Source organism: Mycobacterium sp. 663a-19 (assembly GCF_035616495.1).
Classification (GTDB): Bacteria; Actinomycetota; Actinomycetes; order Mycobacteriales; family Mycobacteriaceae; genus Mycobacterium.
Genome location: NZ_JAPJAV010000001.1, coordinates 67,687 through 90,499, shown reverse-complemented (window position 1 = coordinate 90,499; position 22,813 = coordinate 67,687). Strand labels below are relative to the sequence as shown.

Here is a 22,813-nt window from a genome sequence, read left to right as displayed (position 1 = left end):
CACCCGTCGGCCGCCGGTGAGCGCCGGCTTTCCGCATCTGTTGGCGCCGGGGCGAATCGGCGCGATGACGCTGCGCAACCGGGTGGTGATGTCTCCCATGGAGACGATGTACGGCACCCCGGACGGGCTGCCGTCGCAGCGCACCCGCGACTACTTCGCCGCGCGCGCCGCGGGTGGCGTCGGGCTGATCACGTTGGGCGCCACCGGCGTCGACAATCGCCACCCCGAGACACCCGGCGGCCTGCACCTGGCCACCGACGACGCGGTCGGCGCGCACCGGGCGCTGGTCGAGGTGGTGCACGAGCACGGCGCCAAGATCCAGCCCCAGATCGTGCACGCGGGGCCCGACGGCCTGGGTCCGGAGCTGTTCGGCGTCCCGTCGTTGGGGCCGTCGGTGATCCCGTCGTATCTCACCGGCCGCCCGTCGACGGAGATCACCCGAGTGCAGCTGACCGAGGTGTTCGACCTGTTCAGGGCCGCGGTGCGGCGCGCCGCCGAGGCCGGCTACGACGGCATCGAGCTGCACGCCGCGCACGGCTACATGTTGCTGGGGTCTTTCCTTGCCCCGCAACGCAATCGGCGCACGGATGACTATCGCGGCGACTCCGCGCGCGGCCGAATCCGGGTGGTGCTGGACGCGCTGGCGGCCATTCGCTCCGAGGTCGGCGACGCCCTGCCCATCACGTTGCGGATCTCCGGCTACGAACGGGTGGCCGGAGGGCGACCGATTTACGAAACCGCCCGGGTGGCACCCGAACTCGTGGCCGCCGGCGTGGACGCGTTTCACGTCAGCGGCGGCGTGATCGACCGGCTCGTCACCGGGATGGTCAACGGCGCCGATGACGGCGACGAAGTCAACGTGGGCGCCGCCGCCGCGGTCAAGCAGGCCGTCGACGTGCCGGTGATCGCCGTGGGCCGGATCCACGACCCGGCCCGGGCCGAACAAATCCTGGCCGACGGGCGGGCGGATTTCATCGCGATGGGGCGCCCGCTGCTGGCCGACCCCGACCTGCCCCGCAAGCTGCTGTCCGGGCAGGCGCACCGGATTCGCAAGTGCATCTCGTGCGAAAACTGCATCGACGCAATGGAACTCCGCTTCTCCGTCGACTGCGCCGTCAATCCCCGCACCGGAAGGGAGCGCGAATTGGCGGGGCCCCGCACCGGCCGCGCCAAGCGCGTGGCGGTGATCGGGGGCGGACCCGCCGGGCTGGAGGCCGCCCGCGTGGCCGCCGAGCGCGGGCACCGCGTCAGGCTCTTCGAGCGCGGCGGCCAGCTGGGCGGCGCGCTGCGCTGGGCGTCGGTGCTGCATCCGGAGAACCAGCCGTTCCTACGCTATCTGCTCGACGAGATCAGGTCGAGCGACGCGAAAGTGTCGCTGCACCATCATGTTTCGGTGGACGACGTCGTCGCGCAAGCGCCGGACGCGGTGATCGTGGCCACCGGCGGCCACGTCGCCGTGCCGGCGATTCCGGGCGCCGACCTGCCGCACGTGCACACGGGCCCCGGGCTGCGTCGACTACTCGGCGGCCGGCGGCAACGACTGATGCCGCCCGCCGCGTTTCGGCTGGCCACCCGGGCGTGGATGCCGGTCGGCCGGCGCGTCGCCGTCATCGGCGGCGACCTGGTGGCGCTGGAACTGGCCGAGTTTCTGGCGGCCCGGGGCCGGCTGGTGTCCATACTCGAGCCCGGCAGGGACATCGCCCCCGAGGTGGGCAACAAGCGCAAGACCGAACACATCGACCGCCTGGACCGGCTCGGCGTCACCGTGCACGTCCGGGCGGCCGTCGAACGAATCACTACCGGCGCCGTGGTGTTCACGCCCGTCGGCGGCACGCGGCGCCAACTTCCCGCCGACAGCGTCGTCATCGCCGGAACGGTCGAGCCCGACACCGCGTTGTTCGACGCCGTCGTCACCGCCATGCCAGGCGCCGAGGTGCACGCCGCCGGCGACTGCAGCGGCCTGGGCCTCATCCGCAAGGCAACCGAGGAGGGCGCGCGCGCCGCGTGCGCCATTTGAGAAGACAGGAGAAAGAAATGACCCAAACATCCGAAGTCTCCCCGGCGCTGACCGCGTCGCAATCGTCGTGGCGGTGCGTGCAGGCCCACGACCGGGACGGCTGGCTGGCGCTGATGGCCGACGACGTCGTCATCGAGGACCCGATCGGCAAGTCGGTGACCAACCCCGACGGCGAGGGCGTGAAGGGCAAGGAAGCCGTCGGCGCCTTCTACGACAACAACATCGCGGCCAACCGGCTGACGATCACCTGCGAGGAGACGTTCCCGTCGAGCTCGCCGCACGAGATCGCTCATATCCTGGTGCTGCACAGCAGGTTTGAGGGCGGCGTCACCAGCGAGGTGCGCGGGGTGTTCACCTACAAGGTCAACGACGCGGGGCTGATCACCAACATGCGCGGGTACTGGAACCTCGACGGCATGAAGTTCGGCAAGGAGGAGTGACGGGCGACCACGCCCCGGGCCCGACGGAGCGCGCACCTATGCTGGCCCCATGGCGTCGATCTTCACCAAGATCATCAACCGTGAACTGCCCGGCCGCTTCGTGTACGAGGACGACAACGTCGTCGCGTTCCTGACGATCGAGCCGATGACACAGGGCCACACCCTGGTGGTGCCGCGCGAGGAGATCGATCAGTGGCAGGACGTCGACAACGCGGTGTTCTCGCGCGTCATGGGGGTGAGCCAGCTGATCGGCAAGGCGGTGTGCAAGGCTTTCCGGACCGAGCGCGCCGGGGTGATCATCGCGGGGCTGGAGGTGCCGCACCTGCACGTCCACGTGTTCCCCACCCGCAGCCTGAGCGACTTCGGCTTTGCCAACGTGGATCGCAACCCGTCACCGCAATCCCTCGACCAGGCGCAGGCCAGGATCAAGGCCGCGCTGGCGCAGCTGGCGTAACGGCTCAAACGCGGCTCAGACGCGCGAGGGCACGTCGCTGATGCGTGGCAGCGTGACGCGGAAGCAGCAGCCCTCCCCGGGCGCGGTCGTCACGGTGACATCGCCTCCGTGCGCGTGCACCAGCGAGTCGACGATGGACAGGCCCAGCCCGGTGCCGCCGCTGGCCCGCGCGCGTGACGAGTCGGTGCGATAGAACCGCTCGAACACCCGCGACGCATCCTGCTTGCTCATCCCCGGACCCTTGTCGGCCACCTCGAGCACCACGTCGTCGCCCTCCGTGCCGACCCGGACGACGACGTCGGCGCTGTCCGGGGTGTGCTGCAGGGCATTCGCGAGCAGGTTGCTCAGCACCTGCCGGATGCGGGGTTCGTCGCCGCGCACCTCCGGGACGCCGGGCCCGTCGAAGACCTCCATGGTGATGCTGCGGGTGGGGTCGATCGCCTGCGCGTCGTGCACGGCGTCGCTGGCCAGCGCCAGCAGGTCCACGTGATGTTGCTCCAGCGGTCGTTGCACGTCCAGCCGCGCCAGCAGCAGCAGGTCGTCCACCAGCAAGCCCATCCGGCTGGCCTCGCTCTCGATCCGCGACAGCAGCATGGACACGTCGCGCGCGGCGCCCTGGCGATACAGCTCGGCGAAACCGCGAATGGTGGTCAGCGGCGTGCGCAGTTCGTGGCTGGCGTCGGTGATGAACCGTCGCATACGTTCCTCCGAGCCGCGGGCCTTCTCGGCCGAGGACTCCGAGGACGCCAGCGCCTGCTGAATCTGGCTGAGCATTTCGTTGAGCGCCAACGAGAGTCGGCCCAGCTCGGTTCGGGGATCCCGTTCGGGGACCCGCAGATCGCGCTGGCCGCCCGCGATCGCGGCGGCGGTTCGCTCGACCTCATACAGCGGGCGCAGGCTGCGGTGCACCACGACGAAGCTGGCGATGCCGACCACGATCAGCACCGCCACCCCGATGCCGATCTGCAACCAAACCAGCGATCGAACGGTGTGCTGCAGGTCGGACAGATCGATCGCGACGGTGGTCAGGCCATGCGGCCCGCGCACCGACACCGCGCGCCACTGGATGTCGGAGCCGTTGACCGAGGGCAACGTCGTCGGGTTGGGACCCACATCGTTGTTGGGCGGAAGCGCCGGTTCGGAGTTGCGGTCGTTGATGGCCGTGAACGGGGTGCCGTCGGTGCCGACGCCGCGCACGTAGAACTTCGACGGCGGCCGGCCCGGGTCGGGGCCCTCGTACGGGGGCCCGGACTGCCGCCGCGGCGCCTGCGCCCAGCCGCGGGACGCGTCGAGCAGCGTCTGGTCGATCCGGCTGATCAGGCTGTGCCGCAGGATCGAGGTGACCGCGATCCCCGAGGCCACCAGGCCGCAGGTCACCAACAGCAGGGTGGCCGCGACCAGGCCCACCCGGAGGGGTATTCCGCGTTTGGGTTTGGTGGCCATCTCTGTATTCTTCGCTACCGCCGGTCCGTTTGACGGGCTGCTCAGCGCGGCTCCCGCAGCACGTAGCCCACCCCGCGCAGGGTGTGCAGCAGCCGCTTCTCCCCGGTGTCGATCTTGCGGCGCAGGTACGACACGTAGGACTCGACGACGTTGACGTCGCCCCCGAAGTCGTAGCGCCAGACGTGGTCGAGGATCTTCGGCTTGCTCAACACCGTGCCCGCGTTGATCACGAAGTAGCGAAGCAGGGTGAATTCGGTGGGCGACAGCGACACCGGCTCGCCGGCCTTCCACACCTCGTGGGTTTCTTCGTCGAGTTCGATATCGGCGAACGTCAGGCGGGCGCTGCGCGGTTCCGCGCCGCCCTTGCCGGCGCGACGCAGGATGACGCGCAGCCGCGCGACGACCTCCTCCAGGCTGAACGGCTTCGTCACGTAGTCGTCGCCGCCCAGCGTCAGGCCCGCGATCTTGTCCTGCAGGGAATCGCGGGCCGTCAGGAACAACGCTGGGGCGTCGATGCCGTCGGCGCGCAGCCGGCGCAGCACCCCGAAGCCGTCCATGCCGGGCATCATCACGTCGAGGATCACCGCGTCCGGGCGGGCGTCGCGGGCGCGGTCCAGGGCCTGGGCGCCGTTGGTGGCCGTGTGCACCTCGAATCCCTGGAACTTCAGGCTCACCGAGAGCAGTTCGACGATGTTGGCCTCGTCGTCGACAACGAGGACGCGAGCCTCCGGTTTGGTTTCGGTTGGGCTGGCCGCCGTCATGAGGTCACTTCCGTCCCTTGCTTGAACGTTGCCTTCGCAATCATTGTGTAGTTCCTGAAAGCTCGTTGCCAACAGTCTGCTAGTAGTCTGCCAGGAATCATCGCATCAGCTTGGACCCGTCGCAGTTCATGGGTGTGCGTCTACCAATAGACTCGGGGGATGAATCTCGCCAGAAGCATCGTCTCGCTTGCGACCGCTCCCGCGCGAGTCGGCCTGGCCACCGCCGAGGCGAGCCTGAATGTCGCATCCGCGGCGGTCGGCGTGGCGAAGCGAGCGGTCTCCGACGTCAGTGGCGACGACGGGACGAACGCGGTGACGTCCATGCTGGGGATCGACGACGCGATCATTCGCGCCAATCGGCTCGCCAGGCTGCTCGACGAGGATGCTCCGCTGGGACGGGCCGTGGCGCCCGACGGGCCGATGGATCGGCTGCTGCGCCCGGGCGGGGTGGTCGACCTGCTGACGTCGGACGGCGGCCTGCTCGACCGGCTCACCGCGGAGGGCGGCGGGCTGCACCGCGCGCTGCAGCCGGGCGGGCTGGCCGATCAGCTGCTCGCCGAGGACGGCCTGATCGATCGGCTGCTGTCCGAGGATGGGCTGGCCGAGCGGCTGCTCGCCGAGGGCGGGTTGATCGACAAGCTGACCGCCCGGCACGGGCCGCTGGAGCAGCTGGCCGATGTCGCCGACACCCTGGCTCGGCTGGCGCCCGGGATGGAGGCCCTGGCGCCGACGATCGAGACGCTGCAGGATGCGGTGATGTCGCTGACGATGGTGGTCAATCCCTTGAGCAACATCGCCGACCGCATCCCGCTGCCCGGCCGCCGGCCCCGCTCGTCGTCGCGGTCGGTGCGCTCGCCGCGCGTCGTCGACAGCGACGAGTGACCGGTTAGGCTTGGACCCGGCTTTTGCCGGCCTCCTTAGCTCACTGGTAGAGCACTCGCCTTGGTAAGCGAGCGGGCCGAACGTTAGTTGGATGCTCAGGCCTCGATTCCGCAGATTGCACGACGACCGCCCTGCTGCTCATAGAGGTATTCCCGGACGTAGTGGCCTTGGTAGGACGTGCGACCGCAGACTCTGGTGTCGAGCCAGGCCTCCAAGAGCAAGCCGCGGCGGCGTGACTGTTGGCATGCATTGGTGCACAACACCTTTAGCCGACGCCCTTCGAAATCGACTCCGCACCCGAGACAGGTCATCGACACTGAAATGACGCTACCCCTGAGTACCCGACAGGAATGGAGCCGCGTGAGAGACTCGAACTCTCGACATCCGCTTTACAAGAGCGACGCTCTACCAACTGAGCTAACGCGGCCGGTTCCGGCTCGATGAGCCAGGACGATTCTACGACGGGATCTTGCCGTCGGAACTGCATGCCGACTTGTGCCGGCGCAGGCGCGAGCCAGCGCGGTCGTGCGGCCATGTCGGGCGGAAGTTCGCGGAAGGAGCGCCTTGATCATGCGAGCGGCCGTCAGTTCAATCCTGACAGGGGGCTCAACGCTCACTTTTTGCCGCGGTGCCGCATGTGCCGTCGCGACGAGCCGTGCCGGAGCGCGTGCGTTTCGCGATGTGGTGCAGCGACAAAAACGGACACTCGGGTTGTCGCGTTACGGCAAGCCCGTCATCGGAATCCATACCACCATGGCGCTCGTACACCGGGGTTCACCCGCGGAGGCGGGCGATGAAGCCTTGTGCCAAAACATCGCGTCAAACGCCAGGAAGGCAGGAACTAGCACATGTCAGCGACCACTGAACACATCGGCGCCGCATTGGCGCACCGATCGGCATTCGGAACCTTGCGATTGCGGTTTAAATCCGCACACCGGACCTGCGGTTTTGTCCAGGGAGCCTGGTGGCCACAATCGACGCGGCTTTCCGCCGAACTCCCGTCACTGCTCGCGGCACTGTCACTACGGTTCGGTGTGATTGATCGGGTGCGCTATCACCAAAGCGATTGGTCGTCAGCACCATCGAGCCTCAAACATCTGGGCGGCGATGTGATCCTCGACGCCAGCCAGGACTCGCCCAACGTGATAACGGTGTTCGGTAAGAAGTTCGGGAAACTCGACCTTCTGGTGGTACCCCCATACACCCGTCCCAGCGAGGCGTACACGGCGATGGCAACCGCGGTCAGCGTCGACGATGCGTCCACCCCCGACCAACTACTGGGAATCAACGAGCACAGCGCAAAGAATCGCGACCACGCCCGTATGGCGCTGCAGCGATGGGAATCTGACGGAGGAGCCCTGCCTGCTCTCGCGCCAGCGCGACCACAGATACACGGGAGAACCAACCAGAGCCGATGAGGCCACCGCACGGCGAGCGTTCCGCAGATCAGTCTGGTCCGCGCGTCCCGGGCACCCTCTAGTCAGCCACCTCGCGCGCACCGTTTGCGCTAGCAGTTGCAAGCGCGGCGGACATGCGGCCCCTATGCCGGCCGGCATAGCTCCAGCCACCATCGCCGCTGCCCATTCGTGACGATACGGTCTTCGTGCAGGCATGATTACAACGGAATCTGCCTCTCGTGTCTCCGCGTCGTTGGGAGCGGCTGGTGATCACTTTGGACCGCTTGATCAACGTGCTGGGCGGTTACGGGGTCCGGTTGCGGTGGTCGTCGGTGCCGCGGTCGACCGAACTGCGCAGCGTGGTGATCCACGAGGCCACCGCGGACGGCGTCGGGGTCGGCGATGTATTGCTGGCCGTCGGTGCGGGTTCGCTCAGCGAAGCGGTGCGCTGGGCGCGATCGGCACGAGCGGTGGTCGTACTGGCGCGCGACGATGACGAGCCGATCACTTTTGACGAGGACGCCGGGGTCGGCGCGGTGATGCTCGTCGACGAGACGATGTCGTGGAGCGAGGTGGCCGCGGTTGTCTACGGGTTGGTGCTGGAGGGTCGCGAGACCGAATCCGGCCGCGGCCCGACCGATCTGTTCGCGCTCGCCGACAGCCTGGCGGACGCAATCGGCAGCGCCGTCGTCATTCACGATCGGCTGTTGCGGGTGCTCGCGTATTCGAGACTGCAGGAACCTGCCGACGCGGCGCGGGTGCAGACCATCCTGGAACGCCAGACGCCCGAGCGGCTGCGCGAATTGTTCGATGCCCGAGGGGTATTCGCGCATCTGGCGGTCTCCGACGAGCCGTTTTTCGTCGAGGGGGACGCCGAGCACGAGTTGACCGGACGCATGGTGGTGGCGGTGCGCTCCGGCGGAGAACTCATGGGGTCGGTATGGGTGGCATGCTCGGCGCCGCTGGACGAAGCGGCGCGCGGCGCCCTGGCCGACGGTGCGCACACGGTTGCCCTGCATCTGCTGCGGTCGCGAGCCAGCGCGGACCTGGAGCGCCAGGTCGAATCGGAACTGGTGATCCGGTTGCTGGAGGGCACCGCCGACGCCTCCACCGTTGCGAGCCGGCTGGGTTTGGCGCACAACGGTTTACGGGTCATCGCCTTGCAGGCGTTCATTGGCGCCGAACGCGATGCGGCGCTGCTGTTGGCATTCGAGCGCGCCACCACCGGGTTCGGCTGGTCGCGGCCGGGCCGCAGCGCCCTGGCCGGCAATACCGTCTACACCCTGCTTCCCGGCGAGGACGCGGCGACGGCGCGGCGCTGGGTGGCCGGCCTGAAAGCGGCGCTGCCCGAACAGGTGATCGTGATCGCGGGGGTCAGCGGCGTGGCGGACGTGGCGGATCTCGTCGCGGCGCGCCAGGAGGCCGACGAGTGCCTGGCGCTGCACGAGGTATCACCCGCGGCGGCGCCCCCGGCTTACGACGAGTCGTGGGACGACATCCTGCTGCAACGATTGCGCGCCGCGGCGCAGTCGGGCCGGGCGCCCACCCGCGGACCGGTCGTCGAGCTGGGCCGGCATGACCGCGCCAACGGAACCGACTACGTGGCCACGCTGCGGGCATGGCTGGAGGCCCAGGGCGATCCGGTGGAGGCCGGTGAACGCCTGGGAGTGCACGAAAACACCGTGCGCTACCGGCTGCGCAAGATGGCCGAGATCACCAACCTGCCACTGGATGACGCCAGGAAGCGGCTGGCGATGATGATCGAACTTGCGGCGACCGACACCGACTGACCAACAACGCTGTCGAGATCCGACAAAGCACGGCGGCGCCATTGTCCGGCTTCGGCAAGGCCCGCGGCCGCCCGCCACGTCATCATCGGAAGTGTCAAGCTACGGCCACCAACCCGGGCCGGCCCGTCGAGTAGGAAACATCCGATGATCACCCCGCGTCACGACGATCGACGGCGCGGCGCCCGCGCGCGGGATGACCACGCCGCGATGGAGACCTTCACCGTGCCGTTGCCGCGGCGACTGTTGGTGCGCCTGTTCGGTCTCAACCCGCTGATACGCCCCAGCGACCGGCTGGAGGCGCTGATCTTGGTGCTGGCCGTCGCGCTGTCATTGGTGACAGTGCCCATCGCGGCCGCCGTGGGCACCTCGGTCCATGATTCCCGCAGAAGCGTCTACGCCGAACAGGCCCAGACCCGCCGGCCGGTGACCGCGACGGTCATCGGGGACAGTCACCCCCGCCGAAACCTCGAGAGCCCTACCGTGACGGTGCCCGCGCGATGGTTCGCCGCCGGGACGGAGCACACCGGCGACGTCGTCGCGCCGCTGGGAGTCAAAGTCGGTGAGGAGATCGAGATTTGGGTCGACCAGGAGGGCGCCGCCGTCGGGAAACCGGAAAGAACCGCCGTCGACGAGGCGGTCGCGTTTGCGATGGCGATCTGGTGGACGGTGAGCCTGTCGGCTGTGGCATTGTTCGGCGGCGCCCGCATCGCCCTCGACCGACGCCGCGCTGCCAACTGGCAACGCGACTTCGACCGCCTCGTCGGAAAAGAGTGAAATAGGCTGCGCCCCATCCTCGATCAATCCCCGCATGAGCGTCTGTGGGGATTGGCCTTTGCCGTGCGAGCGCGCGCCCGCGCAACGGCGTTGTCGGGCCTGGACAATCGACCGCCGCGGCATTGTCCGTTTCGGGCAAACACTGCGGCGCCCGCGCACACCATCATGGAATTACCAAGCCAGAGTTGAGTTTCGGAGGTATGTGTGATGGGTGACGTCGAGCGCATCGACGGCGGTCCGCGGTCGGTGATCGTCGTCGGTGCCGGCATCGTCGGATTGTCGACGGCGTGGTTCCTGCAGGAGCGTGGAGTCGATGTCACGGTGGTCGACCGCACCGGCATCGCCGCCGGTGCGTCATGGGGCAACGCCGGGTGGATTGCCCCGGCGCTGACGATTCCGCTCTTCTCCCCCGGCGCGGATCTGGCGACCCTGATCATGCAGCTGGCGCCCGCCTACCGGCGATCGTCGTGGCAGCGGGCGTTGCGGGCCAACGCGGCGCTCAACGAGGACAGCATCGAGGCGTTCGACGTGCTCATCGCCAACGGGATCGATGCGCCGGTGACGGACGCGCCGATCACCGCGGTCTTCGGCAGCGCCTACGGGGCGCAGCGGATGCTGGACAGGCTACGCGAACTCGAAAACGCCGGCCAGCCAATGTATGTCACCGCATTGTCCGGCGCGGCGCTGCGCGAGCAGGTACCCCTGGCATCCCCGGCGGCGACCGCCGGCCTGAACGTCAACGGCCAGCGCTTCGTCGACCCTCGGCGATTCGTGGAGGCGCTGGGTCGCTCGGTGATGGCCCGCGGCGGGACCGTCCTCCGACGCGACATCGATGACGTCTTCAGTTCGGGCGACGGCGCTACGGTCTACCCGCGCTGGGGAAACCCGGTGACCGCCGACGCCGTGGTGATCGCCACCGGTGCGCGGTTGCCGCGGCTGGCGGGCCGCTGGCTGAGCATCCCGGTGCAGTCCGGTAGCGGCTACTCGTTCACCGTGCCCGTCGACCGCCCCATACCGGGCCCCATCTATCTGCCGGACGTAGGGGCGGCGTGCACGCCCTACAAAGGGGCGCTGCGGGTTTCGGGCACCCTGGAATTCGACGACACGCGCGAACCGCGCGCACGGCAACGAGTAGAGGCCATCGCCGCCGCGGCCAGCTCCCTACTGGACGGCGCGGTTTGGGCCGCGCGCAGCAACCTGTGGGTTGGTGCATGCGCGGTCGCACCCGACGGCCGGCCAGTGATCGGTGAGCTGGCGGAGGGCATCTACGTGGCCGGCGCGCACGGCATGTGGGGATTGACGCAGGGCCCCGTGACGGGTCGGCTGCTGGCCGAGCAGATCACGACCGGCAAGCAACCCCATGCCCTGGCCGAGTTCGATCCGCTGCACAGAGCGCGCCACCACACCTCCCGATCGGCGCGGGTCTGAACCGCGGAAAAGCTCGCCTCGAGGGCATGCGAGTCGTCGGGGACGGTTGCCATGCATCGGCCCGTCCCTGACGACACCCCTTATCACCAGGAAAGGACCACCACGATGACCAGCTGCACACCAGTCTGGATGACACGACAGGACTACCGCCGATTACAGAAGGAACTCGCCGCGCTGCGGCCCCGGCGCAGACCCACGCCACGGCAGGAACACGTCCGCGAGCTCGAGGGTGAGCGGGTCGCCGAACCGGGCATGGTGCTGACCATCCGCTACGACGCCAGCGGTGAAACGGAGACGTTTCTGCTCGGCAGGCAGGGCGCCGAAGACGCCGACATCAAGGTCTACTCGATGGCATCGCCGCTGGGCCGATCCATCGCCGGCGCGCGCCCCGGCGAGCAGCGGATCTACGCGATCCCCAATGACGCGGGCCGGCTCGTGACCCTGCTGAAGGCCGTGCCCTATCGAGGCCACACGGCCCCGGGCCACGGACGCGTGAGGCAAGGGAAACGATCATGACCAGCACGGAACCCGCGTGGATGTCACCGCAAGCCTATGAGCGGCTGCAGCGGGAACTGGCCACGCTGCGGGAGTTGTGTGACGCCAACGCCGTTGGCGACGCTGCCGACGAAAACCTTGCCGCGGTCCATTGGGCGTGGCAGCTCCGGATCCAGCGGATTCACGACCTGTTGCTCAACGCCGTCGTCGGCGAGGACCCGCCCGACGACGGGATCGCCGAACCCGGCATGGTGTTGACCATCCGCTACGACGACACGGGCGACGTGGAAACCTTCCTGCTGGGCGTGCGTGGCGCCGAATACGGCGACATCGAGGTCTATTCGGTCCAATCCCCGCTGGGCGCCGCCATTGCGGGCGCCCGTCCGGGCGAACGGCGTACCTACACGCTGCCCAGCGGTGTCGCCCTCACCGTCACGCTCCTGAAAGCCGTCCCGTACGGCGTTCACCTGGCCGACGTCAGCTGACGCACAGACCCTTACGGTTGGCCCGGGATGGGCGGCAGGCCATCTCGGACGTCGCGCAGATCACCACTGATGCCCTGCAGATCACGTTCGATGGCTTGCACACCGGAGAGAGCGTCTTGGAGTGACTGCTGCGCCTGGCCGGGGCCCGCAAGTTCGTACTGAGGGCAGTACGAAACGACTGCGCCCGTGGCGAACTCGGCGCTTTGATTGGCATCCCATATCGACGATCGCTGCACGAAGCTGACGGCCTCCGCGAAGTCGGGTTGGTGCGCCAGGAAGTCGCAGACCGCGTGCCCCTGGGCCATCACGTATTCCTGGCTGGGAACCGGTACGCCTTCGCGCCTCAACGCGGCGACGAACGCCATGTCGACAACGTCGATCCGCGGGGCGGCAATTTTGGGCGCAACCGGTTTGGGCGGCGCGGCCGACGGCGCGACTTCCGCCGGCTGCGCCTCCTGCGCCTGCTGCGCCGCGGAGTCCGATTTGTGGACCGCGAAAATCGTGACCAACACAGCGACGACGGCCACCAGCGATAGCGGCAACGCCGCGAGGGGGCCAAAACGACGCAGCGCACTCCGTCGGTAAGGCGTGACGGGTCGGTAAGGCGTGACGGGTCCGTGAGGCGTGATGGGCTCGGTTTCGGGCGCCTCTGGGCGGTGGCCCAGGCGCTCGTCGAGCAGTTCGTCGAAGCGTCGAGACGACGGCTGACCGCCCTGCTCGCGGACCAGTCGGCGCGCAGCGGCGAGTTTCCGCAATTCTGAGTCGATCGTCTCGCGATCGCGCATGTCAATCAGTCTGAGCGTGCCGAGACCTTGTCACAAGTCCCGGTGAACGCGGATCTGTTTTCCCTGGCCAATGCCGCGTGCCGAGCCGCCCGGTAGTCCCGAGGGGCCCCCTTGCCCGCTTTCGCGACCTTGTCGGGCCAGGTGGGCACGCATAGGGTTGGGCCATCCATTGATCGGAAGGCGTCGTGGGGATGGTCGACGGCACGCGGCAACGACGTGATCCGCGCATCGCGATTGTGGGTGCCGGCATGGCGGGCATCGCCGTCGCGCACGCCTTCCGGGAGGCCGGCTTCACGAACTTCACCATCCTGGAGAAGGGCTCCGACGTCGGCGGGGTGTGGCATTGGAACCGCTATCCCGGCCTGCGCTGCGACGTCCCCTCGTACACTTACCAATTCGCGTTCGCGCCCAAACCCGACTGGAAGCACGTCTGGGCGACCGGGGACGAGATACAGCGGTATCACCACGATCTCGTCAAACGCCTCGGGCTCGAACAACACCTGCGGTTGCGCTGTGAGGTCAGCTCCGCGGTGTTCACCGGCAACCGATGGCGTATTAACACAACCGGCGGTGACGAGATCAAGGCCGACTTCCTCGTCGCCGCCACCGGCGTGCTGCACCACCCGTTCATGCCCGACATTCCGGGACTGGACTCGTTCGGCGGGCCGGTGGTGCACACCGCTCGCTGGACCGATATCGAGACGGCGGGCAAGCGACTGGCGGTGATCGGGACCGGATCCACTGGGGTGCAGGTCTTTTCCGCGCTGCAACCCGAGGCTGGGCACATCACGCATTTCTGCCGCACGCCACAGTGGGTGATGTGGGTGCCGATGGCGCTGCGGCAACCACGCGTCGTCAGCCGGCTGCTGAAGGCACTGCCGGGACTCGAACGGACCGTGGAACTGGGGCAGCGCGGCGGTTCCGACTTCCTGGTCGACCTGGTCACCCGGCCGACGTGGCGGCGACGCCTGGCCCAGCAGTATGGGCGGGTGTGTCTGCGAATGCTGGTGCGAGACAACGCCCTTCGGGCTAGGCTCACTCCCGACTACGAACCGTTCTGCAAACGACAGGTGATCTCCGGCAACTACTACCGCGCGATCGGCAAGCCGAACGCGAGCCTGGTCACCGAGCCCATCGCCGAGGTCACTCCGACCGGCATACGCACAACCGACGGCGCCCACCACGATCTCGACGCCATCGTGCTGGCCACCGGCTTCCAGGCCCACAACTACATGCGGCCAATGAGCCTGCGCGGTCGCGACGGCCTGTCCATCGACGACGCGTGGGCGAAAGGTCCTCGCGCCTGGGCGATGACCGCGATCCCCGGATTCCCCAACCTCTTCACCGTTCTCGGCCCCAACTCCCCGAGCGGATCGATGTCGCTGCAATACGTCGCCGAACTGACCGCCCGCTACATCGTGGAATGGCTGCGGCGATTCAGCGAGGGCGAGATCACCACAATCGAGGTCACCGAGGAAGCCACCAATCGCTTCAACGCCGATGTCGCCGCGGCGATGGGGCCGACCGTGTGGAACACCGGGTGCAACTCGTGGTATTTCGCCGACGACAACCACATCGACCTGTGGCCGTTCGACCGCCGGCGGCTCCAAGCCATGCTCGGCCGGCCCCACGACGAGGACTACATCCTCACGAGGTCGGAACCTGCGGGGACATCCACACGGGTACGCTAGCCGCCGTGAGCAGCCAGCAAGTTCCCGGCGGGGTGGTTCACAAACTGCCTGCGGACCTGCGCCGGGCGCTGATCTCCAACTCCACGGCGTTGAAAGCCTGGAAGGACATCACGCCGTTGGCGCGCAACGAGTTCATCTGCTGGGTCGAGGACGCCAAGCAGGAGAAGACCCGAGAGCGGCGCATTCGCCGAACCCAGGAGGAGTTGGAGGAAGGCCAGCGCCGACCCTGTTGCTGGCCGGGGTGCAAGCATCGCGAGCGCACCGGCAGGTAGGCGCCCGGGCCGACCTACTTCTTGTCGCGCTTGCGTGCCAGGAACCGCTGCATGTGCTCCTGCGGCTCTCCGGTCAGAAAGGCCAGGCCGAACTGTTCGATGCTGTCCTCGATCGCCCCGTGAACCGTCATGTCGAACCACCGGTTGAGCATGTGCTTTTGTTGACGCACCGCGTTCGGGCCGAATCCCGTTAGCCTCGTGGCGAGTTCGGCGATGCGCGCGTCGAGTTGGTCGGGGCTGGTGACCTCGTGCACCAATCCCCAGACGGCGGCCGTGTCGGCGTCGATCGTTTCGCCCGTCAGCAGCAGCCAGGCCGCGTGCGAGGCCCCGATCAGCTTCGGCATCAACGCCGAATGGATGACGGACGGGATTCCGACCGCCACTTCGGGCATGCCGAATTTAGCTCCTGACTCCGCGATCCGCAGGTCGCAGGACATTGCGATCTCCAGGCCGCCGCCGAGGCACCAGCCCGCGAGCCGGGCGATGACCGGGACCGGGCATTCGCGGATCGCTTCACACAGGTCGGCGAGCCGGCGGATGAACGCCTCGCCGCTGGACCGGTCCAGGGTGACCATCTCGTTGATGTCGGCTCCGCCGATGAACGCTCGCTCCCCCATGCCGCGCAGCACCACGACGCGCACACCGCTGTCCTGGATGACGGAACGGAACGCCTCGGTCAGGTCCGCGATCGCGCCGCTGCCCACGATGTTCAGCGCTTTCGAGTTGACCAACTCGATGGTGACCAACCCGCCGTCACGAACGACCTTGACGAATCGCCGCTCCGTCGTGCTCATGGGCGCTGGATTCTACCGACCGGGGTTCAGGGGAGGACTCGCAAACCCCACCGGCCGAGCAGCGGATTCACCAGCGCGAAGTAGGTCGTGTTGTCGTCGCCCTCCGGGGAAGACATCAGCAGGCCGACCGCGCTGACGGTGCCGTCGTCGTTTTTCACGAAGCCGGGACTGCCGCTGTCGCCACTGAGGCTGTACACGCTGGCTTCGAGCACATCGCCCTCGATATCCGTGACGGCGCCGCAGGTCTCACCGGTGACGGCCCCGACCTTGCAGAACGGCATGCCCACCTTGATTTGCGACGGGCTCAACACGTCCCGCACCCGATACCTGCCGCCGACGTCACCCGCGGGCGCACCGACGCTCGGGTCGAGGAGGATGATCGCGGCGTCCCTCTTGTCGCCTTCGTGCTCGCTGGCCGAGATTCTTCCCAGCGGCACGTCGTCCGCGTAGGTCCACACCGATCCGTCGTGCGCGTCGCAGTGCCCGCTCGTCATGAGGAAGTAGCTGCCGTCATTGCCTTGTGCTGCGAAACCCGCCGTGCAGGAACTATTTTCGTCCTCAACCCGGATGCCTGGCGTCACGGCCGGATTCGACCGGGCGGGACTCGCCAACACCGTCGCCGAAAGTGCCATGACACCGGCCCAAGCAAGTCCCCGCAACCACCGTTCAGCCACGCCGCCCTCCTTCGGTTCTGCCGTTGCGAACACTGAAGATGATCGCATCTGCGGACGCGCGGCACGCCGTTTTCAGGGCAGGATGTGCAGGCCCCACTTGGCCAGCAGCGGATGCACGAGCGTGAAATACGTCGTGTAATCGTCGCCGTCGGGCGAGGACATCAAGATTCCGACCGCGCTGACGGTGCCGTCCGCGTTTTTCACGAAACCGGGACTGCCACTGTCGCCGTTGAGGCTGTACACGCTCGCCTCGATCACGTCGCCGTTCTTAGCCTTGACGGTGCCGCAGGTCTCACCGGTGATCGCACCGATCTTGCAGAACGGCATGCCCACCTGAATATGGGAGAGGCTCAACACATCCCGGACCGGATACCTGCCGCCGACATCGCCCGCGGGCGCCCCGACGCTCGGGTCCAGGCGGATGATCGCGGCGTCCTTCGTGTCGCCCACCTTTTCGCTGGCGGTGATCATTCCGAGCGGGCGGTCCTCCCCGTACGTCCACACCGAGCCGTCGTGCGGATCGCAGTGCCCGCTGGTGAGCAGGTAGTAGCTGCCGTCGCTGCCCTGAGCCGCGAAAGCCGCTGTGCACCCACCGCTTCCGTCGACGACGTGCATGCCCGGCGTCGGGCGCGACACCAGATCCGGATCCGCCAGTGCCGAACCCGCGAACGCCGTCGTGGCCATGCTCATCGCACCGGCCAGCCCCAACCACCGCAACCACCGCATGGTCACGCCCACCCTCCTCCTCGTCCGCAGCATGTTAGCAGCGAGTACCGCCTCCCGCCCGGCAAGAGCAGTGGGCCGCGCGTTCCAAGGATCCCGCAAGGATTTCCCAAGCGCGGGGGCAGACCGTTGACCCGACACCACGGCTTCAGCGAACGGAGGTGCGGATGCCCACCGGAATCAGCGGAACGACGGCGGCTCCCAGGCTCTGGATGATCACGGTGGCGTGCACGCTGCTGCCGGTGCTGGTCGGCCTGAACGCCACCGTCGTCGACGCGGCGCAGCGGACATTCGCCGACCGATTCGCCTCGACGCAGGCCGCCGCCGCGTGGACCGTGACGGGCTACATCCTGGCGGTGGCGGCGGCGATCCCGCTCACCGGCTGGGCCGCCGGCCGGATGAGCACCAAGACGCTGGTCCTCGGTTCGGTGCTGGCGTTTTCGTGGGCATCGTTGCTCTGCGTGCAGGCCCCGAATATCGCTGTGCTGGCGGCGTTTCGGGCGCTGCAAGGGTTCAGCGGCGGAATGCTGATCCCGCTGCAGCTGACCGTCCTGGCCCGCGCCGCCGGGCCGCAAAGACTGACCCGCGCGCTGACCGTCAGCGTGGTTCCCGTCGTGCTGGGCGCCGCCTGCGGACCCATCCTCGGCGGCTGGTTGATCGACTCGTTCGGCTGGAAGTCGGTCTTCCTGATCAACCTGCCGATCGGAGTGCTCGCGTTGATGGTCGCGGGATTCGTTCTCCCCGAAGATGTTCCGACCACGCCGGCCGGCGCCGCGCTGACGGACGGTACGAGCGCGTCAGCCCGCCCGGTCGACGCGCCGGGTGAGGAAATCCAGGACGGCCCCGGCGAAAACGTCGTTGCGGTCCCCGGCAACCATGTGTCCCGCACCGCGCACATCGGTGAACTCGACCTGCGGGAAACGCTCGAGGAATGCGTCGGCGCTGTCCTGGCTGACGAGGTCGCTCATCTGCCCCCGGATCAAAAGCATCGGCACACCGTCCCGCAGGATCGCGTCGACGGCCGCGTGCATGCGGTCGACGTCGGTGACCTCGAACGGCGGAAACGGCGCGGTGCCGCTGATGAACTGCGGATCCCAATGCCAATACCAGCGGTCGCCCCGGCGGCGCAGGTTGGCGGTCAGGCCATCCAGATCGGTCGGCCGGGGCCGATGCGGGTTGTACTCCGCGATCGCGTCGGCAACTTCTTCCAGTGAGGCGAACCCGGACTCCACCCGATCGGCCATGAAGTTATGGATCCGCGTCGCCCCGGACTGCTCCATGTTCGGCACGATGTCGACCAGGACCACGGCGCTGGCGATGCCCGGGGCAAGCTCGCCGGCGAGCAGCATCGAGGTGAACCCGCCCAGCGACGCGCCGACCAGCACCGGTTGGGGCGGCAGGTTGCCCAGCACTTCCTGGACGTCGGCGGCGAAGCTGACGACGCGATAGTCGCCGTCGCTGGACCAGTCGGACTCTCCGTGACCGCGCAGGTCGATCGTGACGGCTTGCCACCCGCGCCTGGCGACGGCGGCGGCCGCCCGGGCCCAGGAGCGGCGCGTCTGCCCACCGCCGTGCAGGAAAACCACGGCCCGCGCGTGCGGGTCGCCCAGGCGGTCCGCGACGATCCGGACGCCGCCGGGCCCGTGGGTCGAGAACTGCTGGGGTGCGGTCGCCATCAGAAGATGGTAAAGCGCCGTCGACCGCGTCCCCGGGCGTGCCCGGTTCGCTTCGGGTCAGGGGCGCGCGGCAAGGAACGTCTCGTTCGACAGACCAGCGGTGAGCCCCTCGACGTCGAACGGCCGATCGAGCCGGGCGCGAAGCTTTTCGGGATCGGTGAGCAGGCTGATCTCGGCGGTCTGGCGGGCGAACAACCGACCGAAACGCGGGTAGAGCCAACGCATGATCGCTCGCTCCGGAGCCGTGCAACGCGCCGCGCAATAGCCGACGTGGCCGACCTCGTCGGTGAGGATCTCGCTGTAGAGCCGCTCGATGCGGGCGGCCACGTCTGGTTCGTCGGCGAACAACTCGACCCCCACGCGGCGCAGCTCGTCGAACATGATGCAGCCGGCCATTTCCGCCGCACCCACGAACGCGAACCCGAGCCGCTCGGGAAGGAAGACGTTGATCTTGACGAACTGGCGCATCACCAGCGGCGGCACCACCACCTGGAACGGCAGGCCGAACATGTCGAGCACGTATGCGAGCAACCGGGTGTGGTAATGCTCCTCGAGCGCGAGATACACCCGTTCGGGCCGCTCGTCGTCACCACCGATGCGGCCGTAGGTGTCGCCCAGATCCACTCCGAACCGCTCGGCCTGGTTGAGCTTCGCGGTGGCCAAGAGAAACAGCGTCTGCGGGTCGACGCCCGGCTCGGGCCGGCGGCGGCGCAGGTTGCGCACGAACACCTGCCGATCGATGTGACGGGTCGAGCGGACCGGGTCGGCCTCCAGCCCGGAGAAGAACTCCTCGCGGCTGGCGAGACGGCGGTGCAGCAGGTCGGCGTCGCCATCGCGTCGTGTCAGGTAGTCGCGGTAGCCCTCGATACCCAAGCCGTTCATCGTGCCTCCATTCCGCGAACAATCGTCGTCACATACCGATCCAGCAGAGCGTTTCGGTCCGGGGAGGCAACAGCGCCGGTTGCCAGCAACGCGAACAGACCCGTCAGGAAGATCACCGCGAGTTCACCCGCGTCGGCGTCCGGGGCCACCCCGCCCGCGGTCTGCGCTGCGCGGATCGCGGCGATGACGAAGTCCGCCAGCGGGTGCTCGGCCAACTCGTCCTCGACGGGCCGCGTCGCGGAGAAGTGCAGCCCGAGCATGTCCCTGAAGACCACCGGGCCCAGCCGCAGCTCCGCGGCGACCACCTGGCGGACCAGCAGCGCCAGCACCGACGTCAGGTCACCCGGCTCGGTTGCGCCGCCGTCGAGCGTCGCCACGATCTTGAGCTCCTCGGCGCGCTCCAACTCGACCAGCACATGTTCCTTGGTCGGGAAGTGGAAATAGAACGTGCCCCGCGCCACCCCGGCCGCGGCCGCGATCGACGCGACGTCCGCACCGGCCAACCCGCGCCGGCCGATCTCCGCCACCGCGGCGTCGAACACACGCGCTCGGGTCTGAAGCCGCTGGGCCTCCCGCACCCCCACGGCCGGCGCACCATCCTGCGTGCTCGGGGTCGTCGTCACGGGCATGCCCGATACCCTACAAATTCCACTGGCACCCGTCAATGACGACCGTCAACGAATTTGCTGAACCTCCGCCGGAACCACTGAGCGGGGCGCTTACACTCCCGTGGTGCATCCTGTGCGGGTGGCGCATGGACTCAACAAAATCCCGGTTGTGGTGGGGATTGTCGTTGCGCTGCTGATCGCCGTGCTCGCGTTTCCGGTCAAGCAACGATGCGGTGCGCCCGGCTACTCATGCGCGACGGCGTTGGATCCGCAGGGCTACGTTCATTACTACTACGAGGTCGAACCGCTCGGCGTATACCTCGCCGAGATCGTCACGGGCTCGGATATTCGCCTCTCCTACACGTCCGGCGAGGATCTGGTAAAGGTCCGATAGCGGGGGCCGAGATATCGGCTCGGTGACGAGTTGGTGCCAATCCAGGCTCCTTGCCGAGGCGCATCACCGCCCTAGCCGTGCGCATCTTAGCCAAACGCGCTGGTAGCGGGAAGATCGCGGCCGCCGATTTCGCCCGGCACGGCGCGTGAGCCTGCCCACAGTGGCCATTTCGGGGCCTCCTCGATTGGGGGCTACACAGCAAGCTAACGCATACTTGACCTCATGCTTTTGGCGACATCACGGCAAACCGCAGTTGCGGTGCCGCGTGGTGCGCCGGTAAAGGGTCGAGGTTTGTGATGGCACGCTCGGGCGGCGCCCATCACCGCCACCGAGCCGTCCGTCAGCCGTCACCGATCCGCAAGGGGCTGACGCGCAGCTTCATGGCGCTTGTCTCGGTGGCGGCCATCCTGATGACCGGGGCGGGCTACTACGTGGCTCACGGGGCGCTGGGCGGCATCACCGTCTCGGACGCCCTGAGCCCCGACGACCCGCGATCCAGCGGCGACAACATGAACATCCTGCTGATCGGCCTGGACTCCCGAAAGGACCAGGACGGCAACGACCTGCCGTCGTCGATCTTGAGGCAGCTGCACGCGGGCGATTCCGACGACGGCGGCTACAACACCAACACGCTGATACTCGTGCACGTCGGGGCCGACAACAAGGTGGTCGCCTTCTCGATCCCCCGCGACGACTGGGTGCCCTTCAACGGTGTTCCCGGCTACAACCACATCAAGATCAAAGAGGCTTACGGGCTGACCAAGCAGTACGTGGCGCAGAAGCTCGCCAATCAGGGAGCGAGCAGCCAGCGCGAACTCGAGACCAAGGGCCGCGAGGCCGGGCGGGCGGCGACGTTGCGCGCGGTGCGCAATCTGACCGGGGTTCCGATCGACTACTTCGCCGAGGTCAACCTGGCCGGTTTCTACGACCTGGCGCAGACATTGGGCGGCGTGAACGTGTGCCTGAACCACGCCGTGTACGACTCGTATTCCGGCGCCGACTTCCCGGCCGGGCCCCAGCGGCTGGATGCCTCACAGGCGCTGGCCTTCGTCCGGCAGCGGCACGGCCTGGAAAACGGAGACCTGGACCGCACCCACCGCCAGCAGGCGTTCATCTCGTCGGTCATGCGGGAGCTGCAGGATTCGGGCACCTTCACCAACCTCGACAAGCTCAAGGGCCTGATGGCGGTGGCGCGCAAGGACGTCGTGCTGTCGACGGGTTGGGACGAGGACCTGTTCCGCCGCATGGGTGAGCTCGCGGGCGGCGGCCCCAATGGAAACCAGGTCGAGTTCCGGACGCTGCCCGTGGTGCGCTACGACAACATCGACGGCCAGGACGTCAACATCATCGACCCGGCCGCGATCAAGGCCGAAATAGCGGCGGCCATCGGCGCGACGCCCGAGACCACGACGCCTGCCACGACGGCGTCCAAGCCCAGTCCCAATACGGTCGTCGACGTCGTCAACGCCGGCAGCATGAGCGGACTGGCCAGCGAGGTGTCCCACGCGCTGAAGAAGCGCGGCTACACCGCGGGCCAGGTCCGCGACCGCCAATCCGGCGACCCGACGGCCAGCGCGATCCAGTACGGCGCGGGCGCCGAAACCGACGCGCACAACCTGGCCACGCTGCTCGGCCTCGACGCCCCCAAACAACCGGATCCCACCGTGCAGCCCGGTCACATCCAGGTGACCGTGGACACCAGTTTCTCGATGCCGTCGGCCGACGACACCAGCACCACCGACGAGACCACCACCACCACGACGACCACGAAGACCAGTCGCTACGGCTACGGCGCCACCAGCACCTACCCCACGCCCGATCAGGGCAAGCCCATCGGCGGCGGCGGGGTGCCCTGCGTCAACTAACCGTCGGGCGTGCGTGCCGCATTTGCCGAGCGTCCGCAAAATGCCGGCTTGCACGGTGTGTCGGCGTACATATGAGCACGCTC

The 22,813-nt window shown here is 68.0% G+C and carries 23 protein-coding genes, 1 tRNA gene and 1 pseudogene; 15 read left to right on the top strand and 10 right to left on the bottom strand.

The features are described from left to right. Positions 1-16 precede the first annotated feature (16 nt). From OQ968_RS00465 to OQ968_RS00455, 3 genes are read left to right on the top strand one after another with little or no spacing between them, the layout of a single operon-like run. Positions 17-2,017 (top strand): FAD-dependent oxidoreductase, encoded by a 2,001-nt coding sequence (locus OQ968_RS00465; protein WP_324673593.1) that lies wholly within the window; start codon positions 17-19, stop codon positions 2,015-2,017. 17 nt (positions 2,018-2,034) lie between these two features. Next, positions 2,035-2,457 carry a ketosteroid isomerase family protein gene (locus OQ968_RS00460; RefSeq protein ID WP_324673591.1) on the top strand — a complete coding sequence of 141 codons (423 nt, stop codon included), beginning with the start codon at positions 2,035-2,037 and terminating at the stop codon, positions 2,455-2,457. Between the two features lie 49 nt (positions 2,458-2,506). Beyond that, positions 2,507-2,911, top strand: a complete 405-nt coding sequence (locus tag OQ968_RS00455; RefSeq protein WP_324673588.1) for an HIT family protein — start codon at positions 2,507-2,509, stop codon at positions 2,909-2,911. A 15-nt stretch (positions 2,912-2,926) separates the two neighbouring features. On the opposite strand, the gene OQ968_RS00450 is transcribed toward OQ968_RS00455, so the two are convergent. Together OQ968_RS00450 and phoP are read right to left on the bottom strand one after the other, a co-directional pair. Beyond that, positions 2,927-4,354, bottom strand: coding sequence for a HAMP domain-containing sensor histidine kinase (locus OQ968_RS00450; RefSeq protein WP_324673586.1), 1,428 nt, complete (start codon positions 4,352-4,354; stop codon positions 2,927-2,929). A gap of 41 nt (positions 4,355-4,395) precedes the next feature. Beyond that, positions 4,396-5,115 carry a two-component system response regulator PhoP gene (gene phoP, locus OQ968_RS00445; RefSeq protein ID WP_324673584.1) on the bottom strand — a complete coding sequence of 240 codons (720 nt, stop codon included), beginning with the start codon at positions 5,113-5,115 and terminating at the stop codon, positions 4,396-4,398. A gap of 159 nt (positions 5,116-5,274) precedes the next feature. Between phoP and OQ968_RS00440 the strand changes: the two genes are divergently transcribed. Next, complete coding sequence (locus OQ968_RS00440; RefSeq protein ID WP_324673582.1) at positions 5,275-5,997, top strand: hypothetical protein; 723 nt, start codon at positions 5,275-5,277, stop codon at positions 5,995-5,997. A 351-nt stretch (positions 5,998-6,348) separates the two neighbouring features. Here the strand turns inward: OQ968_RS00440 and OQ968_RS00435 are convergent. Then, positions 6,349-6,424: transfer RNA gene (locus OQ968_RS00435), tRNA-Thr, on the bottom strand. Between the two features lie 421 nt (positions 6,425-6,845). On the opposite strand from OQ968_RS00435, the gene OQ968_RS00430 reads away from it, so the two are divergent. The 6 genes from OQ968_RS00430 to OQ968_RS00405 all read left to right on the top strand — a co-directional run bounded on the left by OQ968_RS00430 (position 6,846) and on the right by OQ968_RS00405 (position 12,366). Beyond that, on the top strand, positions 6,846-7,415 hold the full coding sequence (locus tag OQ968_RS00430) for a DUF5994 family protein (protein WP_324673580.1): 570 nt from the start codon (positions 6,846-6,848) through the stop codon (positions 7,413-7,415). A 245-nt stretch (positions 7,416-7,660) separates the two neighbouring features. Next, on the top strand, positions 7,661-9,184 hold the full coding sequence (locus tag OQ968_RS00425) for a PucR family transcriptional regulator (RefSeq protein WP_324674965.1): 1,524 nt from the start codon (positions 7,661-7,663) through the stop codon (positions 9,182-9,184). A 144-nt stretch (positions 9,185-9,328) separates the two neighbouring features. Beyond that, positions 9,329-9,958: a hypothetical protein gene (locus tag OQ968_RS00420; RefSeq protein ID WP_324673578.1), complete on the top strand. Its 630-nt coding sequence runs from the start codon at positions 9,329-9,331 to the stop codon at positions 9,956-9,958. A gap of 207 nt (positions 9,959-10,165) precedes the next feature. After that, entirely contained in the window at positions 10,166-11,386 is a 1,221-nt protein-coding gene (locus OQ968_RS00415) for an FAD-dependent oxidoreductase (protein WP_324673576.1), read from the top strand. Positions 11,387-11,491: 105 nt separating this feature from the next. Then, positions 11,492-11,902 carry a GreA/GreB family elongation factor gene (locus tag OQ968_RS00410; RefSeq protein ID WP_324673575.1) on the top strand — a complete coding sequence of 137 codons (411 nt, stop codon included), beginning with the start codon at positions 11,492-11,494 and terminating at the stop codon, positions 11,900-11,902. After that, positions 11,899-12,366, top strand: a complete 468-nt coding sequence (locus OQ968_RS00405) for a GreA/GreB family elongation factor (protein ID WP_324673573.1) — start codon at positions 11,899-11,901, stop codon at positions 12,364-12,366. Before OQ968_RS00410 ends, OQ968_RS00405 begins: the two co-directional genes overlap by 4 nt. A gap of 11 nt (positions 12,367-12,377) precedes the next feature. On the opposite strand, the gene OQ968_RS00400 is transcribed toward OQ968_RS00405, so the two are convergent. After that, positions 12,378-13,151, bottom strand: a complete 774-nt coding sequence (locus OQ968_RS00400; protein ID WP_324673571.1) for a DUF732 domain-containing protein — start codon at positions 13,149-13,151, stop codon at positions 12,378-12,380. Positions 13,152-13,342: 191 nt separating this feature from the next. Between OQ968_RS00400 and OQ968_RS00395 the strand changes: the two genes are divergently transcribed. Together OQ968_RS00395 and OQ968_RS00390 are read left to right on the top strand one after the other, a co-directional pair. Continuing rightward, a complete protein-coding gene (locus OQ968_RS00395; RefSeq protein ID WP_324673569.1) occupies positions 13,343-14,842 on the top strand; it encodes an NAD(P)/FAD-dependent oxidoreductase in 1,500 nt (499 codons plus the stop codon). 5 nt (positions 14,843-14,847) lie between these two features. Next, positions 14,848-15,114 (top strand): YdeI/OmpD-associated family protein, encoded by a 267-nt coding sequence (locus OQ968_RS00390; protein ID WP_324673567.1) that lies wholly within the window; start codon positions 14,848-14,850, stop codon positions 15,112-15,114. Positions 15,115-15,128: 14 nt separating this feature from the next. On the opposite strand, the gene OQ968_RS00385 is transcribed toward OQ968_RS00390, so the two are convergent. The 3 genes from OQ968_RS00385 to OQ968_RS00375 all read right to left on the bottom strand — a co-directional run bounded on the left by OQ968_RS00385 (position 15,129) and on the right by OQ968_RS00375 (position 17,314). Continuing rightward, complete coding sequence (locus OQ968_RS00385) at positions 15,129-15,908, bottom strand: enoyl-CoA hydratase (protein WP_324673565.1); 780 nt, start codon at positions 15,906-15,908, stop codon at positions 15,129-15,131. A gap of 26 nt (positions 15,909-15,934) precedes the next feature. After that, positions 15,935-16,582: a S1 family peptidase gene (locus OQ968_RS00380; protein ID WP_324673562.1), complete on the bottom strand. Its 648-nt coding sequence runs from the start codon at positions 16,580-16,582 to the stop codon at positions 15,935-15,937. A 72-nt stretch (positions 16,583-16,654) separates the two neighbouring features. Further along, positions 16,655-17,314, bottom strand: coding sequence for a S1 family peptidase (locus OQ968_RS00375; protein ID WP_324673560.1), 660 nt, complete (start codon positions 17,312-17,314; stop codon positions 16,655-16,657). Between the two features lie 203 nt (positions 17,315-17,517). Between OQ968_RS00375 and OQ968_RS00370 the strand changes: the two are divergent. Next, positions 17,518-18,030, top strand: a pseudogene (locus OQ968_RS00370) (MFS transporter); the annotation flags it as partial. A 72-nt stretch (positions 18,031-18,102) separates the two neighbouring features. On the opposite strand, the gene OQ968_RS00365 reads toward OQ968_RS00370, so the two are convergent. Genes OQ968_RS00365 through OQ968_RS00355 form a run of 3 tightly spaced genes read right to left on the bottom strand, consistent with a single transcriptional unit; the run spans position 18,103 to position 20,492 of the window. Further along, positions 18,103-18,981: an alpha/beta hydrolase gene (locus OQ968_RS00365; protein WP_324673558.1), complete on the bottom strand. Its 879-nt coding sequence runs from the start codon at positions 18,979-18,981 to the stop codon at positions 18,103-18,105. Between the two features lie 57 nt (positions 18,982-19,038). Continuing rightward, positions 19,039-19,863 carry a hypothetical protein gene (locus OQ968_RS00360; protein ID WP_324673556.1) on the bottom strand — a complete coding sequence of 275 codons (825 nt, stop codon included), beginning with the start codon at positions 19,861-19,863 and terminating at the stop codon, positions 19,039-19,041. After that, positions 19,860-20,492 carry a TetR/AcrR family transcriptional regulator gene (locus tag OQ968_RS00355; RefSeq protein ID WP_324673554.1) on the bottom strand — a complete coding sequence of 211 codons (633 nt, stop codon included), beginning with the start codon at positions 20,490-20,492 and terminating at the stop codon, positions 19,860-19,862. The genes OQ968_RS00360 and OQ968_RS00355 overlap by 4 nt, the downstream gene beginning before the upstream one ends. Before the next feature lie 103 nt (positions 20,493-20,595). On the opposite strand from OQ968_RS00355, the gene OQ968_RS00350 reads away from it, so the two are divergent. Together OQ968_RS00350 and OQ968_RS00345 are read left to right on the top strand one after the other, a co-directional pair. Then, positions 20,596-20,865 (top strand): hypothetical protein, encoded by a 270-nt coding sequence (locus OQ968_RS00350; protein ID WP_324673552.1) that lies wholly within the window; start codon positions 20,596-20,598, stop codon positions 20,863-20,865. Between the two features lie 296 nt (positions 20,866-21,161). Then, positions 21,162-22,730: an LCP family protein gene (locus tag OQ968_RS00345; protein WP_324673550.1), complete on the top strand. Its 1,569-nt coding sequence runs from the start codon at positions 21,162-21,164 to the stop codon at positions 22,728-22,730. Positions 22,731-22,813 lie beyond the last annotated feature (83 nt).